At 62.9% G+C, this 25109-nt stretch carries 21 protein-coding genes; 9 read left to right on the forward strand and 12 right to left on the reverse strand.

Annotation, left to right across the window (positions count from 1 at the left end):
* Position 1 precedes the first annotated feature (1 nt).
* The 3 genes from NKI79_RS26290 (at position 2) to NKI79_RS26300 (ending at position 5062) form a co-directional block, all read left to right on the forward strand.
* Positions 2–1471, forward strand: coding sequence for an ATP-binding protein (locus tag NKI79_RS26290; RefSeq protein WP_352507493.1), 1470 nt, complete (start codon positions 2–4; stop codon positions 1469–1471).
* Complete coding sequence (locus NKI79_RS26295) at positions 1471–4437, forward strand: bifunctional [glutamine synthetase] adenylyltransferase/[glutamine synthetase]-adenylyl-L-tyrosine phosphorylase (RefSeq protein WP_352805671.1); 2967 nt, start codon at positions 1471–1473, stop codon at positions 4435–4437. The genes NKI79_RS26290 and NKI79_RS26295 overlap by 1 nt, the downstream gene beginning before the upstream one ends.
* A gap of 145 nt (positions 4438–4582) precedes the next feature.
* Entirely contained in the window at positions 4583–5062 is a 480-nt protein-coding gene (locus NKI79_RS26300; protein WP_352805674.1) for an EF-hand domain-containing protein, read from the forward strand.
* A 51-nt stretch (positions 5063–5113) separates the two neighbouring features.
* Here NKI79_RS26300 and NKI79_RS26305 read toward each other — a convergent pair whose 3' ends face one another.
* Positions 5114–7438 (reverse strand): PAS domain-containing sensor histidine kinase, encoded by a 2325-nt coding sequence (locus NKI79_RS26305; protein WP_352805677.1) that lies wholly within the window; start codon positions 7436–7438, stop codon positions 5114–5116.
* A gap of 189 nt (positions 7439–7627) precedes the next feature.
* A complete protein-coding gene (gene pepN / locus NKI79_RS26310) occupies positions 7628–10273 on the reverse strand; it encodes an aminopeptidase N (RefSeq protein WP_352805680.1) in 2646 nt (881 codons plus the stop codon).
* Between the two features lie 154 nt (positions 10274–10427).
* Here pepN and NKI79_RS26315 point away from each other — a divergent pair, with 154 nt between their 5' ends.
* Both NKI79_RS26315 and NKI79_RS26320 read left to right on the forward strand, forming a co-directional pair.
* The gene (locus NKI79_RS26315; RefSeq protein ID WP_352805723.1) at positions 10428–10646 is read left to right on the forward strand and encodes a hypothetical protein; all 219 of its coding nucleotides are present in this window, start codon (positions 10428–10430) and stop codon (positions 10644–10646) included.
* Complete coding sequence (locus NKI79_RS26320; protein ID WP_502895546.1) at positions 10643–11620, forward strand: DMT family transporter; 978 nt, start codon at positions 10643–10645, stop codon at positions 11618–11620. The genes NKI79_RS26315 and NKI79_RS26320 overlap by 4 nt, the downstream gene beginning before the upstream one ends.
* Here the strand turns inward: NKI79_RS26320 and NKI79_RS26325 are convergent, their stop codons facing one another.
* The 3 genes from NKI79_RS26325 to NKI79_RS26335 all read right to left on the reverse strand — a co-directional run bounded on the left by NKI79_RS26325 (position 11621) and on the right by NKI79_RS26335 (position 14108).
* On the reverse strand, positions 11621–12439 hold the full coding sequence (locus NKI79_RS26325) for a helix-turn-helix domain-containing protein (RefSeq protein WP_352706080.1): 819 nt from the start codon (positions 12437–12439) through the stop codon (positions 11621–11623).
* Positions 12440–12544: 105 nt separating this feature from the next.
* Entirely contained in the window at positions 12545–13426 is an 882-nt protein-coding gene (locus NKI79_RS26330; protein WP_352805683.1) for a uracil-DNA glycosylase, read from the reverse strand.
* Positions 13427–13463: 37 nt separating this feature from the next.
* A complete protein-coding gene (locus NKI79_RS26335; RefSeq protein WP_352805686.1) occupies positions 13464–14108 on the reverse strand; it encodes a hypothetical protein in 645 nt (214 codons plus the stop codon).
* Between the two features lie 239 nt (positions 14109–14347).
* Between NKI79_RS26335 and NKI79_RS26340 the strand changes: the two genes are divergently transcribed.
* Both NKI79_RS26340 and NKI79_RS26345 read left to right on the forward strand, forming a co-directional pair.
* Positions 14348–16027 (forward strand): electron transfer flavoprotein-ubiquinone oxidoreductase, encoded by a 1680-nt coding sequence (locus tag NKI79_RS26340; protein ID WP_352805688.1) that lies wholly within the window; start codon positions 14348–14350, stop codon positions 16025–16027.
* 111 nt (positions 16028–16138) lie between these two features.
* The gene (locus tag NKI79_RS26345) at positions 16139–16735 is read left to right on the forward strand and encodes a DUF922 domain-containing protein (RefSeq protein ID WP_352480300.1); all 597 of its coding nucleotides are present in this window, start codon (positions 16139–16141) and stop codon (positions 16733–16735) included.
* A gap of 30 nt (positions 16736–16765) precedes the next feature.
* Here NKI79_RS26345 and NKI79_RS26350 read toward each other — a convergent pair whose 3' ends face one another.
* The 5 genes from NKI79_RS26350 to NKI79_RS26370 all read right to left on the reverse strand — a co-directional run bounded on the left by NKI79_RS26350 (position 16766) and on the right by NKI79_RS26370 (position 20385).
* A complete protein-coding gene (locus NKI79_RS26350; protein WP_352480301.1) occupies positions 16766–17788 on the reverse strand; it encodes an endonuclease/exonuclease/phosphatase family protein in 1023 nt (340 codons plus the stop codon).
* A gap of 80 nt (positions 17789–17868) precedes the next feature.
* Positions 17869–19371 carry an AMP nucleosidase gene (locus NKI79_RS26355; RefSeq protein ID WP_352805691.1) on the reverse strand — a complete coding sequence of 501 codons (1503 nt, stop codon included), beginning with the start codon at positions 19369–19371 and terminating at the stop codon, positions 17869–17871.
* An 85-nt stretch (positions 19372–19456) separates the two neighbouring features.
* On the reverse strand, positions 19457–19651 hold the full coding sequence (locus tag NKI79_RS26360; RefSeq protein WP_352805694.1) for a hypothetical protein: 195 nt from the start codon (positions 19649–19651) through the stop codon (positions 19457–19459).
* 42 nt (positions 19652–19693) lie between these two features.
* The gene (locus NKI79_RS26365; RefSeq protein ID WP_352805696.1) at positions 19694–19834 is read right to left on the reverse strand and encodes a hypothetical protein; all 141 of its coding nucleotides are present in this window, start codon (positions 19832–19834) and stop codon (positions 19694–19696) included.
* Between the two features lie 206 nt (positions 19835–20040).
* Positions 20041–20385: a DUF2147 domain-containing protein gene (locus tag NKI79_RS26370; protein WP_352647268.1), complete on the reverse strand. Its 345-nt coding sequence runs from the start codon at positions 20383–20385 to the stop codon at positions 20041–20043.
* A gap of 459 nt (positions 20386–20844) precedes the next feature.
* Here NKI79_RS26370 and NKI79_RS26375 point away from each other — a divergent pair, with 459 nt between their 5' ends.
* Together NKI79_RS26375 and NKI79_RS26380 are read left to right on the forward strand one after the other, a co-directional pair.
* Entirely contained in the window at positions 20845–21111 is a 267-nt protein-coding gene (locus NKI79_RS26375; protein ID WP_115145099.1) for an SEL1-like repeat protein, read from the forward strand.
* A gap of 375 nt (positions 21112–21486) precedes the next feature.
* Positions 21487–22608 carry a branched-chain amino acid ABC transporter substrate-binding protein gene (locus tag NKI79_RS26380; protein ID WP_352805699.1) on the forward strand — a complete coding sequence of 374 codons (1122 nt, stop codon included), beginning with the start codon at positions 21487–21489 and terminating at the stop codon, positions 22606–22608.
* Positions 22609–22690: 82 nt separating this feature from the next.
* Here the strand turns inward: NKI79_RS26380 and NKI79_RS26385 are convergent, their stop codons facing one another.
* Both NKI79_RS26385 and NKI79_RS26390 read right to left on the reverse strand, forming a co-directional pair.
* Positions 22691–24676, reverse strand: a complete 1986-nt coding sequence (locus NKI79_RS26385; RefSeq protein WP_352805701.1) for an acetyl/propionyl/methylcrotonyl-CoA carboxylase subunit alpha — start codon at positions 24674–24676, stop codon at positions 22691–22693.
* 49 nt (positions 24677–24725) lie between these two features.
* Positions 24726–25010 (reverse strand): hypothetical protein, encoded by a 285-nt coding sequence (locus NKI79_RS26390; RefSeq protein ID WP_352507508.1) that lies wholly within the window; start codon positions 25008–25010, stop codon positions 24726–24728.
* Between the last annotated feature and the right edge of the window lie 99 nt (positions 25011–25109).

The raw sequence follows: 25109 nt of genomic DNA on the forward strand, positions 1-25109 counted from the left end.
CATGGCTCTTTCCGTGCCGGCCATCATGAAGACGACGGCAGCGCGGCTTTCGGCGCTTTATCTTCTGCTTTTTGCGCTGTGTGCGGTGTTGCTGGTCTTGTACATGACCTCGCTCTCGGTGCGCATGCTGACCGCCCAGACGCAGGAGACGATCAACGACGAGGTGCTCGGCCTTGCCCGCGCCTATCAGCGCGGCGGCCTCCCGCTGCTGGTCCGCGTCGTCGAGCAGCGCTCCCGCCAGCCCGGCGCCAATCTCTATCTGATCGCCGATGCCAACGGCCAGATCCTGACCGGCAACGTGCAGAGCCTGGAGCCGGGCGTGATCGAGGCCGAGGGCTGGACCACCGAACCGTTCTCCTACCGCCGCTTCGGTGAGGGCGAGCTCGAGCGGCAGCGCAACCCGGTTTCCGACCCGAACGAGCCCGCCCAGAGCGAAGTCCAGACCGAAGGCGAGAAAGGCCATAACGCCGTTGCCCTGGTGCTGCGCCTGCCCAACCAGATGATCATGCTGGTCGGCCGCGACCTCGGCGAGCCGGAGCGCTTCCGCGCCGTCATTCGCCGCGCCTTGATGCTGGCGCTCGGCATGATGGGCGTCGGCGGGCTGCTGATCTGGTTCTTCGTCGGGCGCGCGGCGCTGAAGCGCATCGACAGCGTGTCGGAGGCGAGCCGCCGCATCATGGGCGGCGATCTTTCCGGCCGGCTGCCGGTCACCGGCGCCGGTGACGAGTTCGACCGGCTGTCGGAAAACCTCAATTCCATGCTGGCCCGGATCGCTACGCTGAACGAGGGCCTGAAGCAGGTCTCCGACAACATCGCCCACGACCTGAAGACGCCGCTGACCAGGCTGCGCAATCGCGCCGAGGCGACGCTTTCGGGCAAGCACAACACCAGTGACTACCGGCAGGCGCTGGAAGGAACGATCGCCGAATCCGATCAGCTGATAAAGACCTTCAACGCTATCCTGATGATCTCGCGGCTGGAGGCCGGCTATTCCTCGGAAAGCACCACCAGGGTCGATCTGGCCGCTGCCGTGCACGACGTCGTCGAACTCTACGAGCCGGTAGCGGAGGAGGCGGGCGTGACGCTCGAAACTTCGGTGCAAGGTTCTTTCGTCGTCGACGGCAATCGCGAGCTGATCGGCCAAGCGCTGTCCAACATCGTCGACAACGCGATCAAATATTCGACCGACTCGACCTCCAGGCCTACGGTTCGCGTGACGCTGGAGCGTATCGGTAGCGAGATCAGACTCGCCGTCTCCGACAACGGCCAGGGCATTCCCGACGATGTCGACCGCGCCAGGGTGACCGAGCGTTTCGTGCGGCTGGAAAAGAGCCGCTCGCAGCCGGGTTCCGGCCTTGGCTTGAGTCTCGCCAAGGCGATCATGACATTCCACAATGGACGGCTTGAGCTGCTGCCCGGCAATCCCGGATTGTCGGTCGTCATGAGTTTTCCCGGGCGGGAGGATCGCTGATGGTTGCGAGGATGGCAGTGCGACGCCTGGAAACGGACTGGCTGTTGAAGCCGGCGGTAGAGCTCGTTCCGCTGGATGCAAGCCGCGCCAGGCAGGAATTGTCGGAGATCGCCGACGCCGCGCGGCAAAAGGAACTGCCGCGACTGGCGAAATTTCTCGCCGGTAAGGGGGTCGTCCAGGATTTCCTCGCCGCCGTGTTCGACCTGTCGCCGTTCCTACGCGATACCGCGCGCCGCCGGCCGCGGATACTCGATGCGCTTTTCGACGGGAGGGTCGAGGCGCGGCTGTCATCGATCGGCGCCGCGGTCGACAAGGCAGCACGCGCAGAGGCCGTCTCCGAAAGTAGCCTGATGATGGAGCTGCGCCAATGCAAGGCGGAAGCGCATTTCCTGATCGCCTTGGCCGATCTCGCCGGCGAGGCCGAGACCTCGTTGACAGTGCGGAGACTGAGCGACCTTGCCGATGCCTGCACGCGTGCGGCCGTCGATTTCCTGCTCCGCGACGCGCATGAGCAGGGCAAGCTCCGATTGCCGGATCCCAAAAATCCGGCGCGACGCTCGGGCTGGATTCTGCTCGGCATGGGCAAGCTCGGCGCGCATGAGCTGAACTTCTCCTCCGACATCGACCTCGTCGCCTTCTTCGACCCCGATGCGCCTGCCGTCGTCGATCCGCTCGATGCCACAGAGCTGTTTTCGCGCCTGACCCGTCGGCTGGTCCGTATCCTCCAGGACCGCACCGAGCACGGTTACGTCTTCCGCACCGATCTCAGGCTTCGTCCTGACCCCGGCTCGACGCCGCTGGCGATCCCGGTCGAGGCGGCGCTGCGCTACTATGAGGCGCGCGGCCAGAACTGGGAGCGCGCCGCCATGATCAAGGCTCGCCCGGTGGCCGGCGATGTTGCCGCCGGCGCCGCGTTCCTGAAGGAACTGCAGCCCTATATCTGGCGCAAATACATGGACTATGCGGCGATTGCCGACGTCCATTCGATCAAGCGCCAGATCCACGCCCACAAGGGCCATGGCGAGGTCGCGGTCAAAGGCCACAACGTCAAGCTCGGTCGCGGCGGCATCCGCGAGATCGAGTTCTTCGTCCAGACCCAGCAGCTTATCGCCGGCGGCCGCTTTCCCGAACTGCGCGCCCGCGAGACCGTGCCGATGCTCGGCGAACTCGCCGCGCGCGGCTGGATCACCGCCGACGCGCGCGATGCACTCACCAGGCAATACTGGTTCCTGCGCCGCGTCGAACATGCCATCCAGATGGTTGCCGACCAGCAGACGCATATTCTGCCGGAGGACGAAGAGGGGCTGGAACGCGTCGCCCGCATGCTGGGCTTTGCCGATGCGGCAGGCTTTGCCGAAACGTTCCGCGCGGCGCTGCATCAGGTCGAGCGCCACTATGCAGCGCTGTTCGAGACCGCGCCGGAGCTTTCGGCCGGCATCGGCAATCTGGTCTTTACCGGCGACGTCGACGATCCCGATACCTTGCAGACCCTGCGGCGGCTCGGCTTCCAGCGGCCGAGCGACATCTGCCGGGTTATCCGCGGCTGGCACTTCGGCCGCTACCGCGTCACCCGGTCGGCGGAGGCACGCGAGCGGCTGACCGAACTGACGCCGGCGCTGCTGCAAGCCTTCGGCCAGACGCGGCGGGCGGACGAGGCGGTGATCCGCTTCGACGAATTCCTTGCCGGCCTGCCTGCCGGCATCCAGCTGTTTTCGCTGCTGCAGTCGAATCCGGCGTTGCTGAAGCTGATGGCGACGATCATGGGCGCAGCACCGCGGTTGGCCGCCATCATCACGCGCCGGCCGCATGTCTTCGATGGCCTGCTCGATCCGGCGCTGCTGAGCGAACTGCCCAACCGCGCCTATCTGTCGGCGCGCCTTGCCGCCTTCCTCGAAGGCGACAGGGCTTACGAGGAGGTGCTCGACCGGCTGCGCATCTTTGCTTCGGAGCAAAAGTTCCTGATCGGCGTCAGGCTGCTTGCCGGGTCGATCGATCCGCCGCGCGCCGGCCGCGCCTTTTCCGATCTCGCCGATCTGACCATCGAGGCGGCGTTGCAGGCGGTGACGGCGGAATTCGCGTTGCGTCATGGCTATATTGCCGGCGGCAGGGTCGCACTGCTCGGCATGGGCAAGCTCGGCAGCCGCGAACTGACGGCGGGTTCCGACGTCGACCTTATCCTGCTCTACGATCACGACGCCGATGCCGAGGAGTCCGACGGCGACAAGCCGCTTGCCCCGTCGCATTACTACAGCCGGCTGACGCAGCGGCTGATCGCCGCCGTTTCCGCGCCGACCGCCGAGGGCGTGCTCTACGAGCTCGACCTTCGCCTGCGACCGTCCGGCAACAAGGGGCCGGTGGCCACGCACGTCGATGCCTTCAAGAAGTACCAGCGACAGGACGCCTGGACGTGGGAGCATATGGCGCTGGCGCGGGCCCGCACGATCGGTGGCGATGCCGAGCTCTGCCGCGAGGTTGAGGAGGAAGTTGCCGCAGTGCTCGCTCTGCCGCGCGATCCAGCCAAGGTGATGGCCGAGGCATCCGAGATGCGCGCCATGGTCGACAAGGAGAAGCCGCCGCGCGATCCCTGGGACATCAAGCTGATCCCGGGCGGCCTCATAGATCTCGAATTCATTGCCCAGGTTGCGCTGATCACGGGAAAGATCGAGGCAGGCCGCAGGGCCACCGGCACGGCCGAGGTCCTATCGCGCCTGGCGCCGGATTTCGCCGGCGCCCAGGTCAGGCAGGAACTGGTGGATGCCTATTCGCTCTATCTGGCGCTGACCCAGATGATACGGCTTTGCCTCACCGGCGCATTCGAACGCGACGACGTTCCGCCAGGGCTTTCGGATCTGCTTCTGGCGGTGACCGACCTGCCGGATTTCGGGGTGCTTGAAGCGCATCTCAAGGAGACGTCGCAGAAGGTCAGAAAGGATTTCGACCTTCTGCTTCGTGCGAAACAACCGTGACGGCAACCAGCCGTACGGGCGAGAGCATCGGACCCGAAATTGCGACCTTTTTTTGGGAGGTTCCGATGTTCAATCAAAGAGATAGAGCGGGGGATGAAGGTCCGCCGCTCTAGCATCGGGGGTGACGATGCAACAGGAGAAGACCATGAGAAAGACAACCAGACTTGCACTCGTTTTCGCAGCCCTGGCCGGCGCCGTCGGCACCGCAGCCTATGCAGACGAGCACTCCGGCGCCGGGCCGCGCGACGGCATGATGATGCGCCTCGGCAAGGTCATGAAGGACAATGACGGCACCATCACCTTCGACCAGTTCTCCGACGCCATGAACGCGCGGCTGAAGAAGATGGTCGCTGACAATGGCGGCAAGCTGACCGTGGCACAGCTCGCCGACGCGCTGGAGAAGGCACGCTTCGAGCAGATGGCCAGGCGCATCATCGCCCGCTACGACACCAAGGGCGACGGGACGCTGACCGCCGACGATATCACCAGCCGCCAGAAGAAGGTGTTCGCCATGCTCGACCGTGACAATGACGGCAAGATCGAGAAGAACGAACTGCCGAAGGGTCTCGGCCGCCACCGCCAATGGGACGGCGAGGGCAATGATGGCGCTGACGGCATGCAGTGAGAATTGACAACCGCTCCGGCGGCGCGAGCCGCCGGAGACTTATCTGGTCATTCAGGCAGCCGCCCTGACCGCCTGCGCGACTTTCCTCATCGGGATGCGTACCGAGACGATCGTGCCGATGCTTTCGGTCGAACGGATCTTCAACGCGCCACCCTGAAGCTCGGCCAGCGAGCGCGAGATGGCGAGGCCGAGGCCGGAGCCGGTATGGCTCTTGGAGAACTGGTTTTGCACCTGTTCGAATGGCCGTCCGAGCTTGCTCAGCGCCGCTTTCGGGATGCCACAGCCATTGTCCTCGATCGTCAGGATCAGCGCGCTGGAAATGCTGCGGGCTCTGACCGAAATGTGGCCGCCTTGCCCGGTGAACTTCACCGCATTGGACAGAAGGTTGATGAGGATCTGCTTGATCGCCCTGCGGTCGGCGAACAGCGTCAGCGAATCGGCGATGCGGGTTTCGACGGTGATCGACTTTTCCGCCGCCTGCAGCGAGACGACGCGAACCGTCTCCCTGATGAGCGGGCAGAGATCGATTTCTTCCTGATCCAGGGCGAACTGGCCGGCCTCGATCTTCGACATGTCGAGGATGTCGTTGATCACGCCGAGAAGATATTTGCCGCTGCCGTTGATGTCGGTGGCATACTCTTCGTAGCGCGGCGACCCCATCGGCCCGAACAGCCGCCGTTCCATCAGTTCCGAGAAGCCGATGATCGCGTTGAGCGGCGTGCGCAACTCGTGCGACATGTTGGCAAGGAATTCGGATTTGGCCCGGTTTGCCGCTTCGGCCCGCTCGGTTTCCTTCATGTATTTGCGATTGAGCTCGACGAGCTCACGAGCCCGTTCTTCTTCCGCGCGGCGGGCAAGGCTGAGGTCGTGGATTGTCGCCATCAGCCGGCGCTCGCTGTCGACCAGCTTCTCCTGGTGCAGCTTGATCTGGGTGATGTCGGAGCCGACCGAGACGGTGCCGCCGTCCCTTGTCTGCAACTCGTTCACTTGCAGCCAGCGGCCGTCGGCAAGCTGGCGCTCGAAGGTTACGCCCCCCTGCGGTCCGTTGGTATTGGCAAGCCGTCGCTCCGAGGCGAAGGCCAGCATGCGTTGTTCCAGCACGGCGCGCGGGGCGCCCGGCATCACGTCGCGATCCGACAGGCCGTTGTCCTGCTGGTATTTGGAATTGCACATGATCAGGCGCTCGGACGAATCCCACAGCACGAAGGATTCGTTGATGTTTTCGATGGCCGTCCTCAGGCGCAGGTCCGCCGCTTCGGAGCGCAGCGCCAAGTGCCGCTGCTCGGTGACGTCGACGGCGATGCCGATCAGCTGGATCTCCGGCGCTTCCGGGTCGATAACCTGTGCTCTTGCGCGCATCCAAACCCATTGCCCGTCGGCATGGCGCATCCGGAACACCTGGTCGATATGGTCGATCTCGCGTGCGACGATCCTGTTGGCGAGTTCGAACAAATCGCCGTCCTCGGGATGAATGATTTCGTCGACTTCGCCGAACGACAGCATCGTGTCGCAAGGCTCGTAGCCCAGCATGTCGTACATCGAGCGCGACCAGTACATCTTGCCGCGCACCATGTCCCAATCCCACAGGCCGCAGCGGCCGCGCACCAACGCCATGTCGATGCGCTGGTGGGCTTCGAGATAGATGCGGTCGGCGGCCTGGGCACGCGCCGCCTGGCCGAAATAGGCATAAAGGATGACGATCAGCACGCCGGCCGTCAGCACGAACAGCGTGACATTGAGTGAGACCGTCTTCCGCCAGGCGTCAAAAACTGCCTCCTGCGGCACGAACGCTGCCGCGGCACCCTTTCGGCCATTTGCCAGGCTCACTGCCGCGTACCAGTCCTGTCCGCCGATGCTGACCTCCATAACTCCGGCGCGGTCGCCGAACATGAACAGCGGCTGCCCGCCCTGCACGACGCCATCGAGCGATCGGCCCTCCCAGTGCATCGACTGCGGCGATACGGCAATGATCTTGAAGGCGCTGTCGGTGATCGCCAGTACGTGGCTTCGGCCCATCGCGCCCTGACGACCGGTGCTCTCCAGCAGGTCCTGGATCGCACCTGGCGCGGAAACCATGGTAGCGTCGGCGATCGAACTGGCCAGTTGGCCGGCGGCCAGGGCAAGGATCGCCTTGGCGTCGCGCTCAATCTCGTCGCGCTCGTTCATCAGTGACAGAAAGCGCAGTACTGCGATGATCAACAGAAACATGATAATGAGGGCCGGTATCGATCGCCGCAACAGCGGCTCGGCTGCCAGCAGCCGTCGGTAGGCAGGTTCGGCGATGAGCCGCGTATTGCCCGCGAGACCGTCGTTTCGCGCCTCGCGACGCTCAAACGCCGTCCCACCGGGCGCGCCCCACGCGTCCGCCTTCGCCATAAATGGCACTCCCCGATTTTCTGTCCGCTTGACGATCCGGCAACGCCGCACTTCCGAATCGTCACTAAAGAATCAAAGGTGATTCGCCTTGTCCAGAGGCGCGGCGAAAAAAGATTAAAAATCGACTAAAATAATGGGTTTTCGGATGGTCTTCCCTTCTCCCACGACAAGGGGAGAAGGGGAGGTCGCTTACGCCAGGGTGCGCTCGACGATGTCTCGCAAATCGGCCGACAGCTTCTCGGTATTGGCGATTGAAAGCAACGCCTCCCTTGCCTTGGCCTGCCGCACGGGTTCGAGCGAGCGCCACGACCTGAGCGCCGTCGCCAGCCTGGCGGCCACCTGCGGGTTGCGTTTTTCGACCTGCAGCACCGTTTCGACGAAAAGCCGGTAGCCCTCGCCGTCGGCGCGATGAAAGCCGGTCTGGTTGGCGCTGGAAAACGTACCGATGAGCGAGCGTACCCGGTTCGGGTTGACCATCGAGAACGCTGGGTGGCTGGTCAAGGCGCGCACTGCGTCGACGGTTTGCGGACCGGGCACGCTGGCCTGGATCTGGAACCATTTGTCCATGACCAGCGGATCGGTTGCATATTTCGCCTCGAAATCGGCCAGTGCCTTGGTTGCCTCAGGTGAGCCGTGGTGACGGTGCGCAAGCACGGTCAACGCCGCGGCACGATCCGTCATGTTGGTCGCCGATTGGAAGTGCCGGGCAGCGAGTTCCGCACCTCCCGGTAGCAAGGAGAGATAGTCCAGCAGGACATTGCGCAGCGCCCGCCGCCCGGCACTGGCCGCGTCCGGGCTGAACGGACCATTGTCGGCGAGCCGATCGTAGAAGTTGGAGAATATCTCGCGGTTGGCCTCGGCGATCGTAACTGCCAGCGCCGCGCGCGCCGCGAAAATGGCGTCGGGGTCGATGTTCTTGCCGATGTCGCGGGCGATATCGGCGTCGCCGGGCAGCGCCAGCGCCAGTGCCCGATAGGCGGGTTCGAGCGCCTCGTCGCCGGCTATTTTGCCGGTAAGCCCGGTCAGCCGGGCGCTAAACTCGGGTTGCGTGTGGTCCAGGATCTGGCGGAAAGCTGCAATCAGCGCATCGGTCAAAAGCGTGTTGAACGCCTGCCAGCGCGAGAAGGCGTCGCTGTCGTGGCCAGCCAGAAAAAACTGGTCGTCGGGCCGCTGCTCGACCGAAAGCGTCACCGGCGCCGAAAAGCCGCGGTTGAGCGACATGGCCGGCCGCTCGGCAATCCCGGAAAACCTGACGACATGGCGGCGTTTGCGGATATGGATGACGCCGTCCTCGACATTCGCCCCTTCCACGCCGCTATAGGCTGTCGCCTCTCCGCCGGCGCCGACCAGGCCGAAGGCAAGCGGAATGTGCATCAGCCGTTTGCGGCTTTCCGACGGCGTTGGCGGCACCGACTGCTCGATTTCGAGCGTGAATTCCTGCGCCGCAGGATTATACGCCGAACTGACGGTCAGGTTCGGCGTACCGGCCTGATGATACCAGAGCGAAAACTGCGACAGGTCGCGACCGGAAACGTCTTCGAACACCTTGATGAAGTCTTCGATCGTCGCCGCCTGGCCGTCGTGACGTTCGAAGTAGAGGTCCATGCCGGCGCGGAACGTCTCTGCGCCGAGGATAGTGTGGATCATGCGCACGACTTCCGAGCCCTTTTCATAGACCGTCGCCGTATAGAAATTGTTGATCTCGCGATAGCGGCGCGGCCGCACCGGATGCGCCAGCGGCCCTTGGTCCTCGGGAAACTGATGGGCGCGCAGTGTACGCACCTCGGCGATGCGCTTGACGGCGCGCGAGCGCTGATCGGCGGAGAATTCGTGGTCGCGGAAAACGGTCAGGCCTTCCTTCAGGCAAAGCTGGAACCAGTCGCGGCAAGTAATTCTGTTACCTGTCCAATTGTGGAAATACTCATGCGCAATGATGGCTTCGATATTGGCGAAATCGGCGTCGGTCGCGGTTTCCTGGTCGGCTAGCACATATTTGTCGTTGAAGATGTTGAGACCCTTGTTCTCCATCGCGCCCATATTGAAGTCGGACACGGCGACGATGTTGAAGACATCGAGGTCGTATTCGCGGCCGAATGCCTCCTCGTCCCATTTCATCGACCGTTTCAAAGCGTCCATGGCGTAGCCGGCGAGCCTCTCTTTGCCCGGTTCGACATAGATTGCGAGCTCGACTTTGCGGCCAGACAGGGTAACGAAACTGTCCGAGATCTTGCCGAGGTCGCCGGCCACCAGCGCAAACAAATAGGACGGCTTGGGGAAGGGGTCGTGCCAGACCGCATAGTGCCAGCCGCCGGCAAGCTCGCCGCTGCCGGCCGGGTTGCCGTTGGACAAAAGCAGCGGCGCCTCATTGCGCTCAGCTTCGATACGCACCGTATAGACCGACAGGATATCGGGACGGTCCAGGAAATAAGTGATGCGGCGAAAGCCTTCGGCCTCGCATTGCGTGCAATAGACGTCGCTGGAGCGATAGAGGCCCATCAGCGCTTCGTTCTGCGCCGGCGCCAACACGGTTTCAATTCTCAGCTGGAAGCGCCTTGTGGCAGGGGGGCTGATTATTGTCAGTTGATCGGGCGTGACGAGAAAATCCTCAATGCTCGGTTCCTGGCCGTCGATGGCGATACTGCGGAGCGTCAGCCCGTCGCCATCCAGCACCAGTGGCACCGACGCGGCAATCTCGTCGCGACGTTCGACCGTCAGCACGGCGGTGACATGCGTTGCTTCAGGCGAAAGGCGGAAAGTCAGGCTGGTTTCCGGAATCAGATAATCACTAGGGCGATAGTCTTCGAGTTTGAAGACCTGGCCGGTATCTGTGCGCATTCCTTGATTTTTCCTGTCGATCCGAGAGCGGCGGGCGGGTCCGCTGGTCCAAATAATTTGAAGTCTGCGCTCTTTACACGAAACACTCCCTCGACAAAACTGCAGCGACGTCTATTTCAGGCGATCATTTCCCAAGCATCATCGCGAGGCTTCCATGACCATCGTCACGCCGAAATTCGGGATGGGCGCCTCTGTGTTGCGTCGCGAGGATCGGGCCTTCATCAAAGGCGCCGGGGCGGTTACGATCGGATCGACGCCTGCCGCGCTCGATGCGGTGGCCGACGCGTTCTACCGCGCCGACGGCATCAGGCCTATCGACATGCCGGCAACGCCGGCGCGCATCTGGGCGATCGAGGAAGCAAAAGGGGCGTGACAGCCAGACCGGATTTGCCAGTGCTTGCAGCCGGCGACCTTGCCGGCGAGCACAGCACGCTGACCGGGATATTGCTCAAGATCGTATCGGTGGCGGTCTTCGTCGGCATGTCGTCCTGCATCAAGGCGGCAGGCACCGTGCCGGCGGGCCAGATCGTCTTCTTCCGCTCCTTCTTTGCCATTTTTCCGATCATCGCCTTTCTCGCCTTCCAGGGAAAACTCGGAACCGCCTTTTCGACAAAGCGCCCTCTCAACCACATTGCGCGCGGCGTCGTCGGTGTCTGTGCCATGGGGCTCGGCTTCTTCGCGCTGACGCGGCTGCCGCTGCCGGAGGCGATCACGCTGAACTACGCGCAGCCGCTGCTGGTCGTGGTGTTCAGTTCGATCTTCCTCGGCGAAGCCATCCGCATATATCGCTGGAGTGCGGTTGCCGTCGGCCTGGTCGGGGTGCTGATCATCTCATGGCCGGAACTGACGCTGCTCAGTTCGGGCGCTGCCCTCGGCGATCAGGAGGTGCTCGGCGTCATCGCCGCCCTCATAGCCGCGGCGATCTCGGCCATCGCCATGCTCCTGGTTCGTAACCTCGTCCAGAGCGAGCGGACGGCGACCATCGTGCTGTGGTTTTCGGTAACCGCGAGCGTCATGGCGCTGCTTTCGCTGCCATTCGGCTGGCAGGCGCTGACGACGGCACAGGCGGGGCTTCTGATTGCCGCGGGTTTTTGCGGCGGGCTTGGCCAGATCCTGATGACCTCGGCCTATCGCCATGCCGAGGCTTCCGTCGTGGCACCCTTCGAATACACTTCGATGATCCTCGGCGTCGTCGTCGGGTATCTGGTCTTTGGCGACGTCGCTACGATTAACATGCTGGTCGGCGGCATGATCGTGGTTGCGGCGGGGATTTTCATCATCTGGCGCGAGCGCCAGCTGGGTCTCGAACGCACCCGCACCCGCAAGGCCGTCGCGCCGGAAGGGTGATCACGGCTCCGCTGCGTCAGTCCGCTCTTTCGCCAGCCGCACCAGCACCGCCCGCGTCTGCTCGTCAGCAGGGAAAAAAGATTCGATCGCCAGCTCCGACAGCGTCACGTCGAGCGGCGTGCCGAACACGGTGATGGTGCTGATGAACGACAGCACCGCGTCGCCATGGGCAAGCTTGAGCGGATGGACAATCGCGTTCGGTTCGACCGGCGCCGGCCGGCTGCCTCTAAGGCCGGACGGATAGGCCCGAAGCTCGCGCTCGAGCTCGACAAGAACCGGATCGGCGGTAGCGTCGTTCTGCCGCTTCAGCCGCTCCAGAAGATGCGTTCGCCATTCCGCTAGGTTGACGATACGCGGCGCGATGCCGCCGGGATGCAGGCTGAGGCGCAAAACGTTAACCGGCGGCTTCAGCAGGGAGGCATCGGCGACATTGGCGAGGAACGGGCCGATGGCGGCGTTCGCCGACACCAGGTTCCAATGCCGGTCGACGGTAAGCGCCGGGAACGGCTCGTGCGCCTTGAGCACGGTCTCGACCGCCGCCATCGCCGGTGCCATCGAGGCATCGTCAAGTGGTCGTTCGCCGAAGCTCGGGGCAAAGCCGGCGGCCAGCAGCAGCTGGTTGCGCTGCCTGAGCGGGATCGAAAGCTGCTCCGCCAGATGCAGCACCATGTCACGCGAGGGTGCGGCGCGGCCGCTTTCAACGAAACTCAGATGCCGCTGCGAGATCTCGGCCTCCATAGCGAGGTCGAGCTGGCTCATGCGCCGGCGTGTACGCCATTCGCGAATGAGACTGCCGGCGGAAATCTGGGCTGCTGTCATAACGAGATGACTAGGCCGGCAGTGGGCGCATTTCAATTACCTGCGAAGTCATGATGCCGCCCTTCCTTCCTCGCAAGGGGAGAACTGAAGACGCGCTCTGCACCATTACCCAAGTGCCCGCAACTTCGCCTTCACTTCGAGGAAATCCCGCCACGCCAGCTTCTTGTGCGCCGGCGTTCTCAGCAAATAGGCCGGATGCAGGGTCGGCATGGCAGGAATGGCGACGCCGGACGGGGTCGTGTGGACGCGCCAGTTGCCGCGCAGCCGCAATATGCCTTCAGAGGTGTTGAGCAGGGTCTTTGCCGACGGGCCGCCGAGATTGACCAGCACCTTCGGATTGACCAACTCGATCTGCCGCTCGATGAACGGCCGGCAGATCTCGGTCTCGTGCGGGGTCGGCGTGCGGTTGCCCGGCGGCCGCCAGGGAATGACATTGGCGATGTAGACGGACGTCCGGTCAAGACCGATCGCGGCCAGCATGCGGTCGAGCAGCCGGCCGGAGCGGCCAACGAACGGCAAGCCCTCTATGTCCTCATCGCGACCCGGCGCTTCGCCGACCAGCATCACCTCGGCAGTCGGATTGCCGTCGGCGAACACAAGGTTCTTGGCGGTGAATTTGAGATTGCAGCCGTCGAATGCCGCCATGTGCTGGCGAAGCTCGTCGAGGCTTACCGCCGATCTCGCCAGTTGCCGCGCCAATGCCGCTTGCGCCTCGTCGGGCACCGTTGACATGGCCGGGAACGCTCGCACTGCCGGTGCTGTACTCGGTCTCTCGCCCATTTCGGCGCGCGATACGCTCGTCGAGCGTTGTGGCGCCGCATTTTCACTGGGCGGCACAGCGGCCGCCGCAGGCACCCGCTCCGGTGGCCTGGCTTCTGCAAACCTGTTTACCGGCTGTTCTTCAAGTGCCTCGTCGACGCCGGCGCTGGCGTAGAAGGCCAGCAGCTCGGCGAGATCGGCTCGGCTATTGTGGGGGGCGGCAGTCATACTCTCACATTCGGCCGCGAAGCTTGAATTTGCAAGTTCAGCTCGACGGTATGCGCGGATCCTGCACCAGATAGAACGTCCAGCGCGGCGTGTAGTCGGTGATCAGGAAATAGAAGCTGGCGGTCTTCAGCGGGTCGATCTTGCCGTTCTTGAACAGCAGGCGGTCATACGGTTCGAAATTGCGGTCGAAATCGGCGTAGCTGCTCGACCAGATATTTTCAGGCTTTTTGTTGCGCTGGTCAAACGACAGGCCGTCGCCGAACACGCTCGGCTGGTCGAGGATCTCCTGGAGTTCGAACTGGAACTCGACCCAGGCCTGGCCGCTATTGTTGAGAACGTCGATGCGCATATACATCAGACCATTGGCGAAGTCTCCCGCCTTGCCGAACGGCTGGATTGGCTTTGTCGTGCGAATGGCCAGCGTTACCGGCGTCGCTGAATTCAGCTCTTCGGTGATGACCAGCGGATCCTCCTTCGTGCCGATGCCGGAAGCCCCGGTGATGTGGAAGCCGCCGCGCTCGTCGGAAAAGGAATAGGCGCCGGTCGCCCAGACCAGTTGCTGCTCGGCATGGGCATCGAGGGTCGTCAGCGGCAGCAGCGCCAACAGCGCCGCACGGCAAATCCGGCCGGGCGTGAAAAAAAAGCGCGTCGATGAAAAGCCAGCCGGCCTGAATATGCGCATGGCGGGAAGTATGGCCGATAAGCAAGCCGTCGAACAATTAAAAACATCAGTGCGACATATCTGTGCAAACGGAATAGGATTGAAGATTGATGCTCGCCACCGCGAATCTGTGTGGCAGGACGCGACTTTTTGACGAAATCGGTATTGTCACGTCCGCGCCGGTTTCCCGTCGCTATTTGATGCGCTATGCAGCGCGTGAGCCAGCAAGATGCCGGGAATAGCGAGCCAGTGAGGGGTCGATGAGCGATATCGAACGCGAAAGCATGGAATTCGACGTGGTCATTGTCGGCGCCGGCCCGGCCGGCCTCGCCGCCGCGATCCGTCTCAAGCAGGTCAATCCCGAGCTTTCCGTCGTCGTGCTGGAAAAGGGCGGCGAAGTCGGCGCGCATATCCTGTCCGGCGCCGTCGTCGATCCGATCGGCATCGACCGGTTGCTGCCCGGCTGGCGCGAAGAGGAGGGTCATCCCTTCAGGACACCGGTCACCGACGACCATTTCCTGGTTCTCGGCCCCGCCGGTTCGTTCCGTCTGCCCAATATCCTGATGCCGCCGCTGATGAACAATCACGGCAACTATATCGTCTCGCTCGGCAATGTCTGCCGCTGGCTGGCGACCAAGGCCGAGGCGCTGGGCGTCGAGATCTATCCGGGCTTTGCGGCGGTCGGCCTGCTCTACAACGAGGCCGGTGCGGTCACCGGCGTCGTCACCGGCGACATGGGCGTCGAGAAGGACGGCACGCACGGTCCGGGCTTTGCGCCGGGCATGGCGCTGATGGGCAAATATGTCTTGATCGGCGAGGGCGCGCGTGGCTCGCTCGCCAAGCAGCTGATCGCCAAATACCACCTTTCCGACGGCCGCGAGCCAGGAAAATACGGCATCGGCCTCAAGGAACTCTGGCAGGTCAAACCGGAAAACCACCGGCCGGGCCTTGTGCAGCATTCCTTCGGCTGGCCGCTCGATATGAAGACCGGCGGCGGCTCCTTCCTCTACCATCTCGAGGACAACCAGGTGGCAGTCGGCTTCGTCGTTCACCTGAACTACAAGAACCCCTATCTGTCGCCCTTTGACGAGTTCCAGCGCTTCAAGACCCATCCGGCGATCCGCGGTACCTTCGAGGGTGCCAAGCGGCTGGGCTATGGTGCCCGCGCCATCACCGAAGGCGGCTGGCAGTCGGTGCCGAAACTGTCCTTCCCCGGCGGTGCCCTGATCGGCTGCGCGGCCGGCTTCGTCAACGTGCCGCGCATCAAGGGCTCGCACAATGCCGTGCTCTCCGGAATGCTGGCGGCCGAGCATGTCTGTGATGCGATAGCCGCCGGCCGCGCCAATGACGAGCTGGCCTCCTATGAGGCCACCTGGCGCGCCACCGATATCGGCAAGGACCTGAAGAAAGTGCGCAACGTCAAGCCGCTATGGTCACGCTTCGGCACCATTGTCGGCGTCGGCCTTGGGGGGCTCGACATGTGGCTGAACACGCTGTTCGGCTTCTCGGCCTTCGGCACGATGAAGCACGGCAAGGCCGACTACGCCACGCTGGAACCGGCCGCCGCGCACCAGAAGATCGCCTACCCGAAGCCGGACGGGGTGCTGACCTTCGACCGGCTGTCGTCGGTGTTCCTGTCCAACACCAACCACGAGGAGAACGAGCCGGTGCATCTGCTCGTCGCCGACATGGACCTGCAAAAGCGCTCCGAGCATGACGTCTATGCCGGGCCCTCGACGCGTTACTGCCCGGCCAGCGTCTACGAATGGGTCGACAAGGACGGCAATGCCGCCGCCGATCCTGCGGCAGAGGATGTGCGCTTCGTCATCAACGCGCAGAACTGCGTGCACTGCAAGACTTGCGATATCAAGGACCCGAACCAGAACATAAATTGGGTGCCGCCACAGGGCGGCGAGGGCCCGGTCTACCAGAACATGTAAGTCACAAGGTTTGTTCCGGACTAAACAAGATGAGGAGCAGCGCAACCGTAGGATTGTTGAATAAACCGCCTGCCTGTGTTTCCTTTCTGCGGCGACAGGGAGGAAGGAAAAATGCGCCTGGCAGTTCTGACGAGCGTTGTGGCGATCGGGGCATTGTGCGCCCCTGCAGCCTTGGCCGGCACTAAGGTGCTGGTCAAGACACGAACTTACAACATTGCCGGAACCACCGGCGCGGCCCTGATCGAGGCCATGGATCGCAGTGGGCCGAAGCACGGCTTCATGACCCACGCCATCGCGCAAACCGGCTACAGCGTCGGTGATTGGACCTTCGACGCCCATCAGGAAAACGGCGTCTGCCGCCTGCGCCAGGCCAACGGGACGCTCAATCTCTTCTATACCTATCCCAAACTGGTCTCAGCCCCATCGCCTGCGCTGCAGAAGCGCTGGAAGCGGTTCTTCGCTGGCGTCCGCGCCCATGAAGAGACCCATGGCCGCATCGCCAGACAGATGATGCGGGCCACCGAAAAGTCGGTTCGAGGGCTGACAGTCGCTGATGACCCGCACTGTTTCGAGGCACGTCGCGAGGCAAAGCGCCGGATCAATGCCATCTATGCCGAATACGAGGCAAAGCAGATCGCCTTCGATGCGCACGAGCATCGCGACGGCGGCCCTGTCGAGCACCTCATCCGCGCTTTTGTGGGCCAGTAATAAGCCAGGTCGAGACTGGACTGCGGATTTTCAGCTTCGCGTCCCGCCAGGCAGCGCTGCAAGCGCGGTCGCCGTCTGGTGCTCGTCGAGCGACCGTAGCGAAAACTCCACCAGCACCGGCAGATGGTCTGAGCCGGTGTCCTCAAGGGTCGACGCCGAACGGATAACGATGGCGCCCTTGCTGAAAACCTGGTCGATCGGCAGTCCGGCGAAGCGCAGGAAATCCGGCAGCTTTCTGTAGAGCCAGGTCGGCCCGACCGACGGCATTACAGTCAGCTTGCCAAGCGATGCGACGCGCCGGACAGCGGCGCTCCATGGCGCTGCGTTGCAGTCGCCCGCCAGTATCGACGTCTCGCCAAGCGAGGCGATTTCGTCAGACAACCCTCCAATCTGCCGTGATTGGTTGTGCGGCCATGGCCAGGTGAGGTGGATGGCGCCGACATCGACGTCGGTTCCGCCAAAATCGACCGTGGCGATCGCCATCGCGCCGCGGCTGTCGCAGTGCGGCGCCGTGCCTGTGGCAAACGGTCGTCTGGACAGCAACGCAACGCCGAACACGCCATTGGGATACGGGCAGAGGATCCGGTAGGGATAAGCGCCGGACAGCAGCCCAAGCTTTGCTTTCCACATCTCGGACACCTCGTCGAGGGTGATCACATCGGGCTGGGTCCGGCCGATCAGCGACAGCACCTTCTCGGGTGTTGGATTGTTGAACCTGAGGTTCATCTGCAACAGGCGGTAGACTGGCTCGTCACCGGGTTTGGCTTCGTAGGCGGCCTGCACCTGCCATAGCCGCGAAAGCGGCAAGGCATTCGACGTGGTGGCAAAGGAGGCTATCGCAAACAGCAAGGCGGCCGCGGCCTGCAGGCGAAACGAGGTGGCGAGCAGGGGCAGAGCGCAAAGCGCCATCAGCACCGAAAAATGGACGCGGAAATGAGCAAAGGAATCGAGGGCCGGATGCAGCGATCCGAAAAACCCGGCCACCAGCGCGGCCGAGAGTGCAAGCATTGCGACGAATGCCAGCGCAACCGTCATGTCCCGAATACGTGCCATCGCTTTGTCTATCGGCAGAAGTGCGGCTCAATCAAGATGACGAAATGTCCTGACCCGGACCGACACATGCGATTCGGCATTTACTGGAAGGCCGTTTCCGAAAAGCTCCTGAGCTTGCGCGAATGCAGTCGCTCCATCGGCATTTCAGCCAGCTTCTCCATCGCCCTGATGCCGATGGTCAGGTGCTGCGCCACTTGCCGCTTGTAGAACTCGGTCGCCATGCCGGGCAGCTTCAATTCGCCATGCAGCGGCTTGTCGGATACGCAAAGCAGCGTGCCATAGGGAACCCGGAAGCGGAAGCCGTTGGCGGCGATCGTTGCCGATTCCATATCGAGCGCGATCGCCCGCGACTGCGACAGCCGCTGCACCGGCCCGCGCTGGTCGCGCAGCTCCCAGTTGCGGTTGTCGATAGTGGCGACGGTGCCGGTGCGCATGATGCGCTTGAGGTCGTAGCCGGAAAGCCCGGTGACCTCGGCGACCGCTTCCTGCAGCGCCACTTGGATTTCAGCCAGCGGCGGGATCGGCACCCAGACCGGAAGATCGTCGTCGAGGACATGGTCTTCCCGAACGTAGGCGTGTGCCAGCACATAATCGCCCAGCGCCTGCGTGTTGCGCAGGCCGGCGCAATGGCCGAGCATCACCCAGGCATGCGGCCGGAGCACCGCAATATGGTCGGTGATGGTCTTGGCGTTGGAAGGGCCAACGCCGATATTGACCATGGTGATGCCGCCATGATTCGGCTTCTTCAGATGATAGGCCGGCATCTGCGGCAGGCGAGGGGGCGCAGCACCCTCACCAGGCGCGCTGTCGCCCACTTTGGTCACGATATTGCCCGGCTCGACGAACTCTACATATCCGTCACCGCCATTGGCCATCAATTCGCGTGCACGGGCGACGAATTCGTCGATGTAGAACTGGTAGTTGGTGAACAGCACGAAGTTCTGGAAATGCTGGGGACTGGTCGCCGTATAGTGCGACATCCGATGCAGCGAATAGTCGATCCGTTGTGCCGTGAACGGCGCCAGCGGCCGTGCCTCGCCCAATCCCACTTCAAAGGTACCGTTGGCGATCTGGTCGTCGGTGCCGTCGAGATCCGGCACGTCGAACAGGTCACGGATCGGCCGTTTGATGCGTTCCGCAGCGGCGCCGTCGACATGCGTGCCTTCGAGAAAGGCGAAATGCAGGGGGATGGGAGTGGTCGATTCTGAAACCGTGACCGGAACGCCGTGGTTGCGCATGATCAGCCGAAGCTGTTCGGTTAGATAGCTCTCGAAAAGACCAGGCTGGGTGATTGTGGTTGAGAAATGCCCCGGCGTCGGCATGTGACCATAGGCCTGCCTCGAGTCGATCTGGGTGAACGAACTCGTGGTGACGCCGATCTCCGGATAGAAGGCCCGGTAGCGTTTGTTGTTGTCGCCGCCCGCGGCGAGCGCGGCAAATGAATCGCGCAGGAACTTGGTGTTGCGGTCGTAAAGCACCTGCAGGGCCGCGACCGCCTTCTTGGCATCGTTGAAGCTCTGTCGGCCGAACGGCTCCGGCGTGACGACCGATTCAATGGCTTGAGGATAGATTCGCTTTTCCATGACCCAATATAGAGAGTTGGGCGCGCAGTTGGGAGGGGGTAAGGCGGTCTCAAAACGCCCTGTCGGCGGTTTTCTTTCCGGCGGCCTAGCCTCGCCGCAAGCTGACCAGCAGCACAAAGCCGACGCCGGCCTTTCTCAGCGCGGGCGCCTCGATGGTCGAACCGGCATCGGCGCGCATCGTCGACACGGCCAGGACCGGGGCCGCCAGAAGCGTCAGGATGAGTGCCGTCCGCGGCAGCAGCCGAAGGATCTTGACGACATTGGCGGTGAGGCGGGTCATGGCGTGGGTTTCAATATCTCGCTGTCGGGTTCAGTGGCGAAGCTAGTTCCGGCAACCGAGCCGGCAGGAAATGGCCACGTCCCAGGCGCGGGCCGGCCGGCCGGCTTCGGCGACAAGGACGGCGAACAACATACCGAACAGGCTCATCAGCAGGCAGACGATGGTGAAGCGGCGGGCAAGCATCGGGCGGTGTCTCCTTCAACACGCATGACAATGCCTTGCCCAGGCTGAACCGGCTCTGATGCCGGCGTTCATCTGAGGTTCAAAATGGTTGATGATCTCTGGGCGGGCCGCCTTGAAAGCAGTGACCTATGGCGAGCCGCGGCTGCGAGACCGATATATGAAAACGGGGCCGACTGGCCCCGCGCACCCCGGCAGGAATGGCACGATCAGAGCTTGTGCCAGGTCTGGCTCTTGCAGATCAGCCCGCCGAACACGCAGCCGCTCATCTTGAGCGAACTGCCGGAAAGCGAAGCCTTGCCCGAATAGGTCTTGTCGGTTTCGGGGTCGGTTATGGTGCCGGCATATTTGTTGTCGCCGGCCACCTTCAGTGAACCGATGTTCTTGCCGGCAAATTTGCCGGATTTGAGCGTAATCGAAAATGCCCCGCCGCCACCCGAAATGGCGGCAGTCGCTCCGGCTTGCGTTTTCCAATTGCCTTCGATCGGATCGGCCCATGCCGCGCCGGTCATCATTATTGCGGCCGCGAGGGCCAGGCTCACGTGTCGAAACATGTCTTTCCTCCCTCAGGCAAGTCCAATCGGGCTCCGTCCCGGCTGTCTGCCCCTTACGCAAAGGTAAGCTAGTCCAGCTCCCGGAAAAACAAAAGCGGTGCCGCGACGGAAGGGTTGCGGGTTTTTGCCCGCTCCCGAACGGGCGCGCCGGCGAAAAATGAAACGGGCCGCACACGTCTTTGTCTTCTGTGGTTAGCGGAGTCTTGATCCGCGCCTCGCAAGTTTTCTTCAAATTTTGTGCAAACTGGCGCAGTTGCTGGCTTTGTATCCTTAACGAATTTTCGCGTTTACCTCTTGTTTTAGCTTTGTTTTCCTCAAATTAAGCACGCCATTTAACGACGGATTCAAGCCTCCGCGGCATTCTCGAAAGCATCGAAAGAGCGGCCGCCCCCGAAGGTAATCAAGGACACCGAAGGACAGACGGAGACAGCTCTCGGGAGCCAGAACAGGGGATTTGAAATGGCACGTTTTGAAATGCTTGAAGCCGGCTTCGGCGCCATGGGGGCAACTGCCCAGGCCGATATCCTTTTCGAGTTGGGCATGATGTATGCGACCGGCCGCGATTGCGAGACCGATGTCGTCGCCGCCCACAAATGGTTCAACATCGCCGCGATCAAGGGTTCGGCCCGCGCCGCGGAACTGCGTTCTGAATTGTCGGCCGCCATGTCGAAAGTCGAGATCGCCAGGGCGCTGCGCGAAGCCCGCGAATGGATGACGATGCACTGAATTCGCCGGCACTGAGTTCACTGACAGGGACGCTTCGGGTCAAGGCCGCGCAGACGGCTGGCCCCGAAAAAAAGAGGCCGCGCAAGATGGCCGACCAAGTCAAAACCAAGAACACGGCAGGCTGATCAGGCCGAGCCGTGCAACAGACAGGGAAGGCCAGCGGGTTCCGGCGCGGATGCGCCGGCAAGCTCAATGGCAAAAGCCGCGACCGGCCGGAACAGGGCTGGCGCGGCTTTGTCTTTGGGACCGCATGTTACAGGCCCAATCGAGCGCCGACGATGCGTCTAGACAGCTCCGGCGAAGGATGAAATTCTCCCGCCACTCTGGAAGAGGCGCGGCCGGGCGGCTGCGCGAGAGTGGAGGAGTTATGTTACCATGAAGAAATTCAGTATTTTGAGCGCAGCCATATTTGGCCTGATGATGACCGCGCCGCTCGCCTTCGCCGACGACATCACCTTTTCGGTGGTCGGACCGATGACCGGGCAGCTTGCCACCATCGGCGATCAGTTCAAGCAAGGCGCGCAAGCCGCCGCCGACGCGATCAACGCGGCTGGCGGCGTCGACGGTCGCCAGATCAAGCTCGACATCGAGGATGATCAGTGCGATCCGAAGCAGGCGGTTTCGGTCGCCAACCGCATCATCGCCAATGGTGTCAAGTTCGTCGATGGCCACGCCTGCTCGGGCTCCAGCATCCCGGCCTCCGCTGTCTACGCAGAAGCCGGTGCGCTGATGATGAGTCCGGCTTCCTCAAACCCGGTGTTGACCGACGCAGCGGCGAAGGCCGGCTGGCCGACGATCATGCGCCTCTATACGCGCGACGATGCGCAGGGCGCTTTTATTGGTCCCTGGATCGCCAAGAAATATGCCGGCAAGAAAGTCGTCATCCTGCACGACAAGAGCGCCTATGGGCAGGGCGTGGCCGATGCCGTGAAGGCAACGATGAACCAGAACGGTCTCAATGAAATCCTCTACGAGGGCATCAACGCCGGCGAGAAGGACTATTCCGCGCTCGTTACCAAGCTCAAGGAGTTGAAGGCTGATGTGGTCTATTTCGGCGGCTATCACCCCGAAGCCGGCCTGATCCTGCGTCAGTCGGCGGAGCAGAATCTCAAGTTCCAGTTGATCATGCCGGACTCGATCGCTTCGCCGGAATTCTGGCAGGTTGCCGGTCCGGCCGGCGAAGGCACCATGTTCGTCTTCCCATCTGATCCGCAGTCGAAGCCCGAAGCCAAGGAAGCCATCGCCAAGATCAAGGCCGGCGGCTTCGTGCCGGAGGGCTTCACGCTGTTTTCCTATGCCGTGATCCAGGCATTCGCCGAGGGCATCAAGCGCGCCGGCAGCGACGACCCGGCCAAGGTCGCCGAGGCGTTGAAGAACGGCCAGCCGATCAGCACGGTTGTCGGGCCGGTCACCTTCGACGAGAAGGGCGACCTCAAGAACGCCAGCTACGACATCAACCAGTGGCATGACGGCAAGTACGCGCCGATCCAGCCCTGATGGAACTATGTTGTAATTGAAAATGGCCGGGTCGAACCTGGCCATTTTCATCTTTGCGGTGCCTTTTGTGACGCGCTCGGGGTCACTTCGTGGATAAGGAAAGTGCGGTCAGCTGTGGTTCCTCGGCAAAGCGAACCAGCACGGTTCCGTCTGTGACCTGCGCGCCTTCGGCGGCGATCTCGGCGATAAGCCCGTCATGGGGCGCGGCAATGGTGTGCTCCATCTTCATCGCCTCCAGTATCAGCAGCGGCTGGCCCTTGACCACGGCCTCGCCTTTTGCCGTACGCACCAATTTGACCAGGCCCGGCATCGGCGCGCGCAGGCTGCCGGAAGCGGCGGCTTCGTCGGCTCGCGCCAGCGGGTCCGGCACGGCAAAATCGTAGCCGATAGCGCCCTCGAAGACGGTGACGTGGCCCGGCCAGCGGGCGAGGCGAGGGGCGGTACGGAGATCATGCGAATTGACGCTGTCATAGGGCGCTTCCAGCGCCACCTCGAACCGTCTGTCCGGCCGCACCGACACGCGCGCGACGATCTCCTGCTCGCCAAACTTCAGCAGCATGCGCCGCACTACAGCGTGGAAATGCGCATAGCCGGCCAGCGACAACCAGGGATCGTCCGAGGACGGCAAGTCGCGCGCACCGGACGCGGCAAGTGCCGCGGCGGCAATCGTCTCACCGCTCGGCGGCGCAACCGCAGTCAACGCCTGCTGATGCCTGGAGATCAGGCCGGTATCGACATCGCCCGCCGCAAAAGCTGCATCAGCGGCCAGCGCGGCAAGAAAGCCAGTGTTGACGGTCGAGCCGGCGATTTCGGTCTGCGACAGCGCCTCGCCAAGTGCCGTGAGCGCCGCCCGTCTGTCCTTGCCATGGACGATCAGCTTGGCGATCATCGGGTCGTAAAACGGCGAAATCGCATCGCCGGCGCGCACGCCGGTTTCGATGCGCATGGTCGCACCTTCCGGTGCTGGCTGCGGAAATTTCAAATGGTGCAAGGTGCCGGTCGCCGGTAAAAACCCTCTTGCCGCGTCCTCGGCATAGATGCGCGCCTCGAAGGCGTGGCCGGAGAGCGCGATCTCGCTCTGCGTCTTCGGCAGTTTTTCGCCGGAGGCTACCCGCAACTGCCACTCGACCAAGTCGATGCCGGTGACCATTTCGGTGACGGGGTGCTCGACCTGAAGGCGGGTGTTCATTTCCATGAACCAGAAACGGTCGGCCTTCAGACCTTGCGAGGCATCGACGATGAACTCGATGGTACCGGCGCCGGAATAGTGGATTGCCTTGGCGGCTTTCACCGCCGCCTCGGTCATCGCCTTGCGCAGTGCCGGCGTCATGCCGGGGGCAGGCGCCTCCTCGATCACCTTCTGATGGCGGCGCTGTGCCGAGCAGTCACGTTCGTGAAGATGTACGGCGTTGCCGAAATTGTCACCAAACACCTGCACTTCGATGTGGCGCGGCTTGTCGACATATTTTTCCACCAAGACGCGGTCGTCACCGAACGCGGCTTTCGCCTCGCGCCGCGCGCCCGACAGTGCTTCCGAAAAATCATCGGGATGCTCGACGCGCCGCATGCCCTTGCCGCCGCCGCCGGCGCGCGCCTTGATCAGTACGGGGTAGCCTATCTCGCGCGCCTTGGAGGCGAGCAACACGATCTCCTGCGCTTCGCCATGGTAGCCCGGAACGACAGGCACGCCGGCCTTTTCCATCAGCCGCTTGGCCGCGTCCTTCAGTCCCATGGCACGGATCGAGGCCGCCGACGGCCCGATGAAGATCAGCCCAGCGGCCGCGACCTGGTCGACGAAATCGGGGTTTTCCGAAAGAAAGCCGTAGCCCGGATGGATGGCCTCGGCACCTGTAGTCAAGGCCGCTGCAATGATCCTGTCGCCGCGCAGATAGCTTTCGCTGGCGGGAGAGGCGCCGATATGCACCGCTTCGTCAGCCATTTCGACATGCAAGGCGTGAGCGTCGGCATCGGAATAGACGGCGACGCTGCGCACACCCATCCTGCGTGCCGTGCGGATCACCCGGCAGGCGATCTCGCCACGGTTGGCGATCAGGATCTTGGCGAACATCGGGCCTCCCGGATTTGGCGCGGGTAATCCCGGATCGGCGTTTGCCCGTCTACTTCGAAGCCGCGATCTGACAGTTGCCGCTGGCCGCCACCTTGTAGTACGCCCGTGCGCTCTGGCAGGATTTCATCGCCATGGCCTCTGCCGCCTTTTGCGACGAGGCGTTGTAGTGGGCGCCACACAGGACGTAACCGTCCCTGACCCGCACGAAAGACGTCGTGGCGTATGCCGAATGGCCGCTTGCAGCGACATAGGCCTTGTAGGCCTTGGTGCACTCGTCCTTGGCGCTGCCAGGCAGAAGTGGTGAAAAGCGCTTGTCGCCTTCGCTTCCGGCCATCGATCCCGCCGCGCCAGTGCCTGGTGCAGCTAATATAAGTAACCCCGAAAGTATTGCGGCAGTAGTTTTCTGGAAAAGTTGCTGTTTCACCTTCGCCCA

Source organism: Mesorhizobium sp. M0340 (assembly GCF_040321535.1).
Lineage (GTDB): Bacteria > Pseudomonadota > Alphaproteobacteria > Rhizobiales > Rhizobiaceae > Mesorhizobium.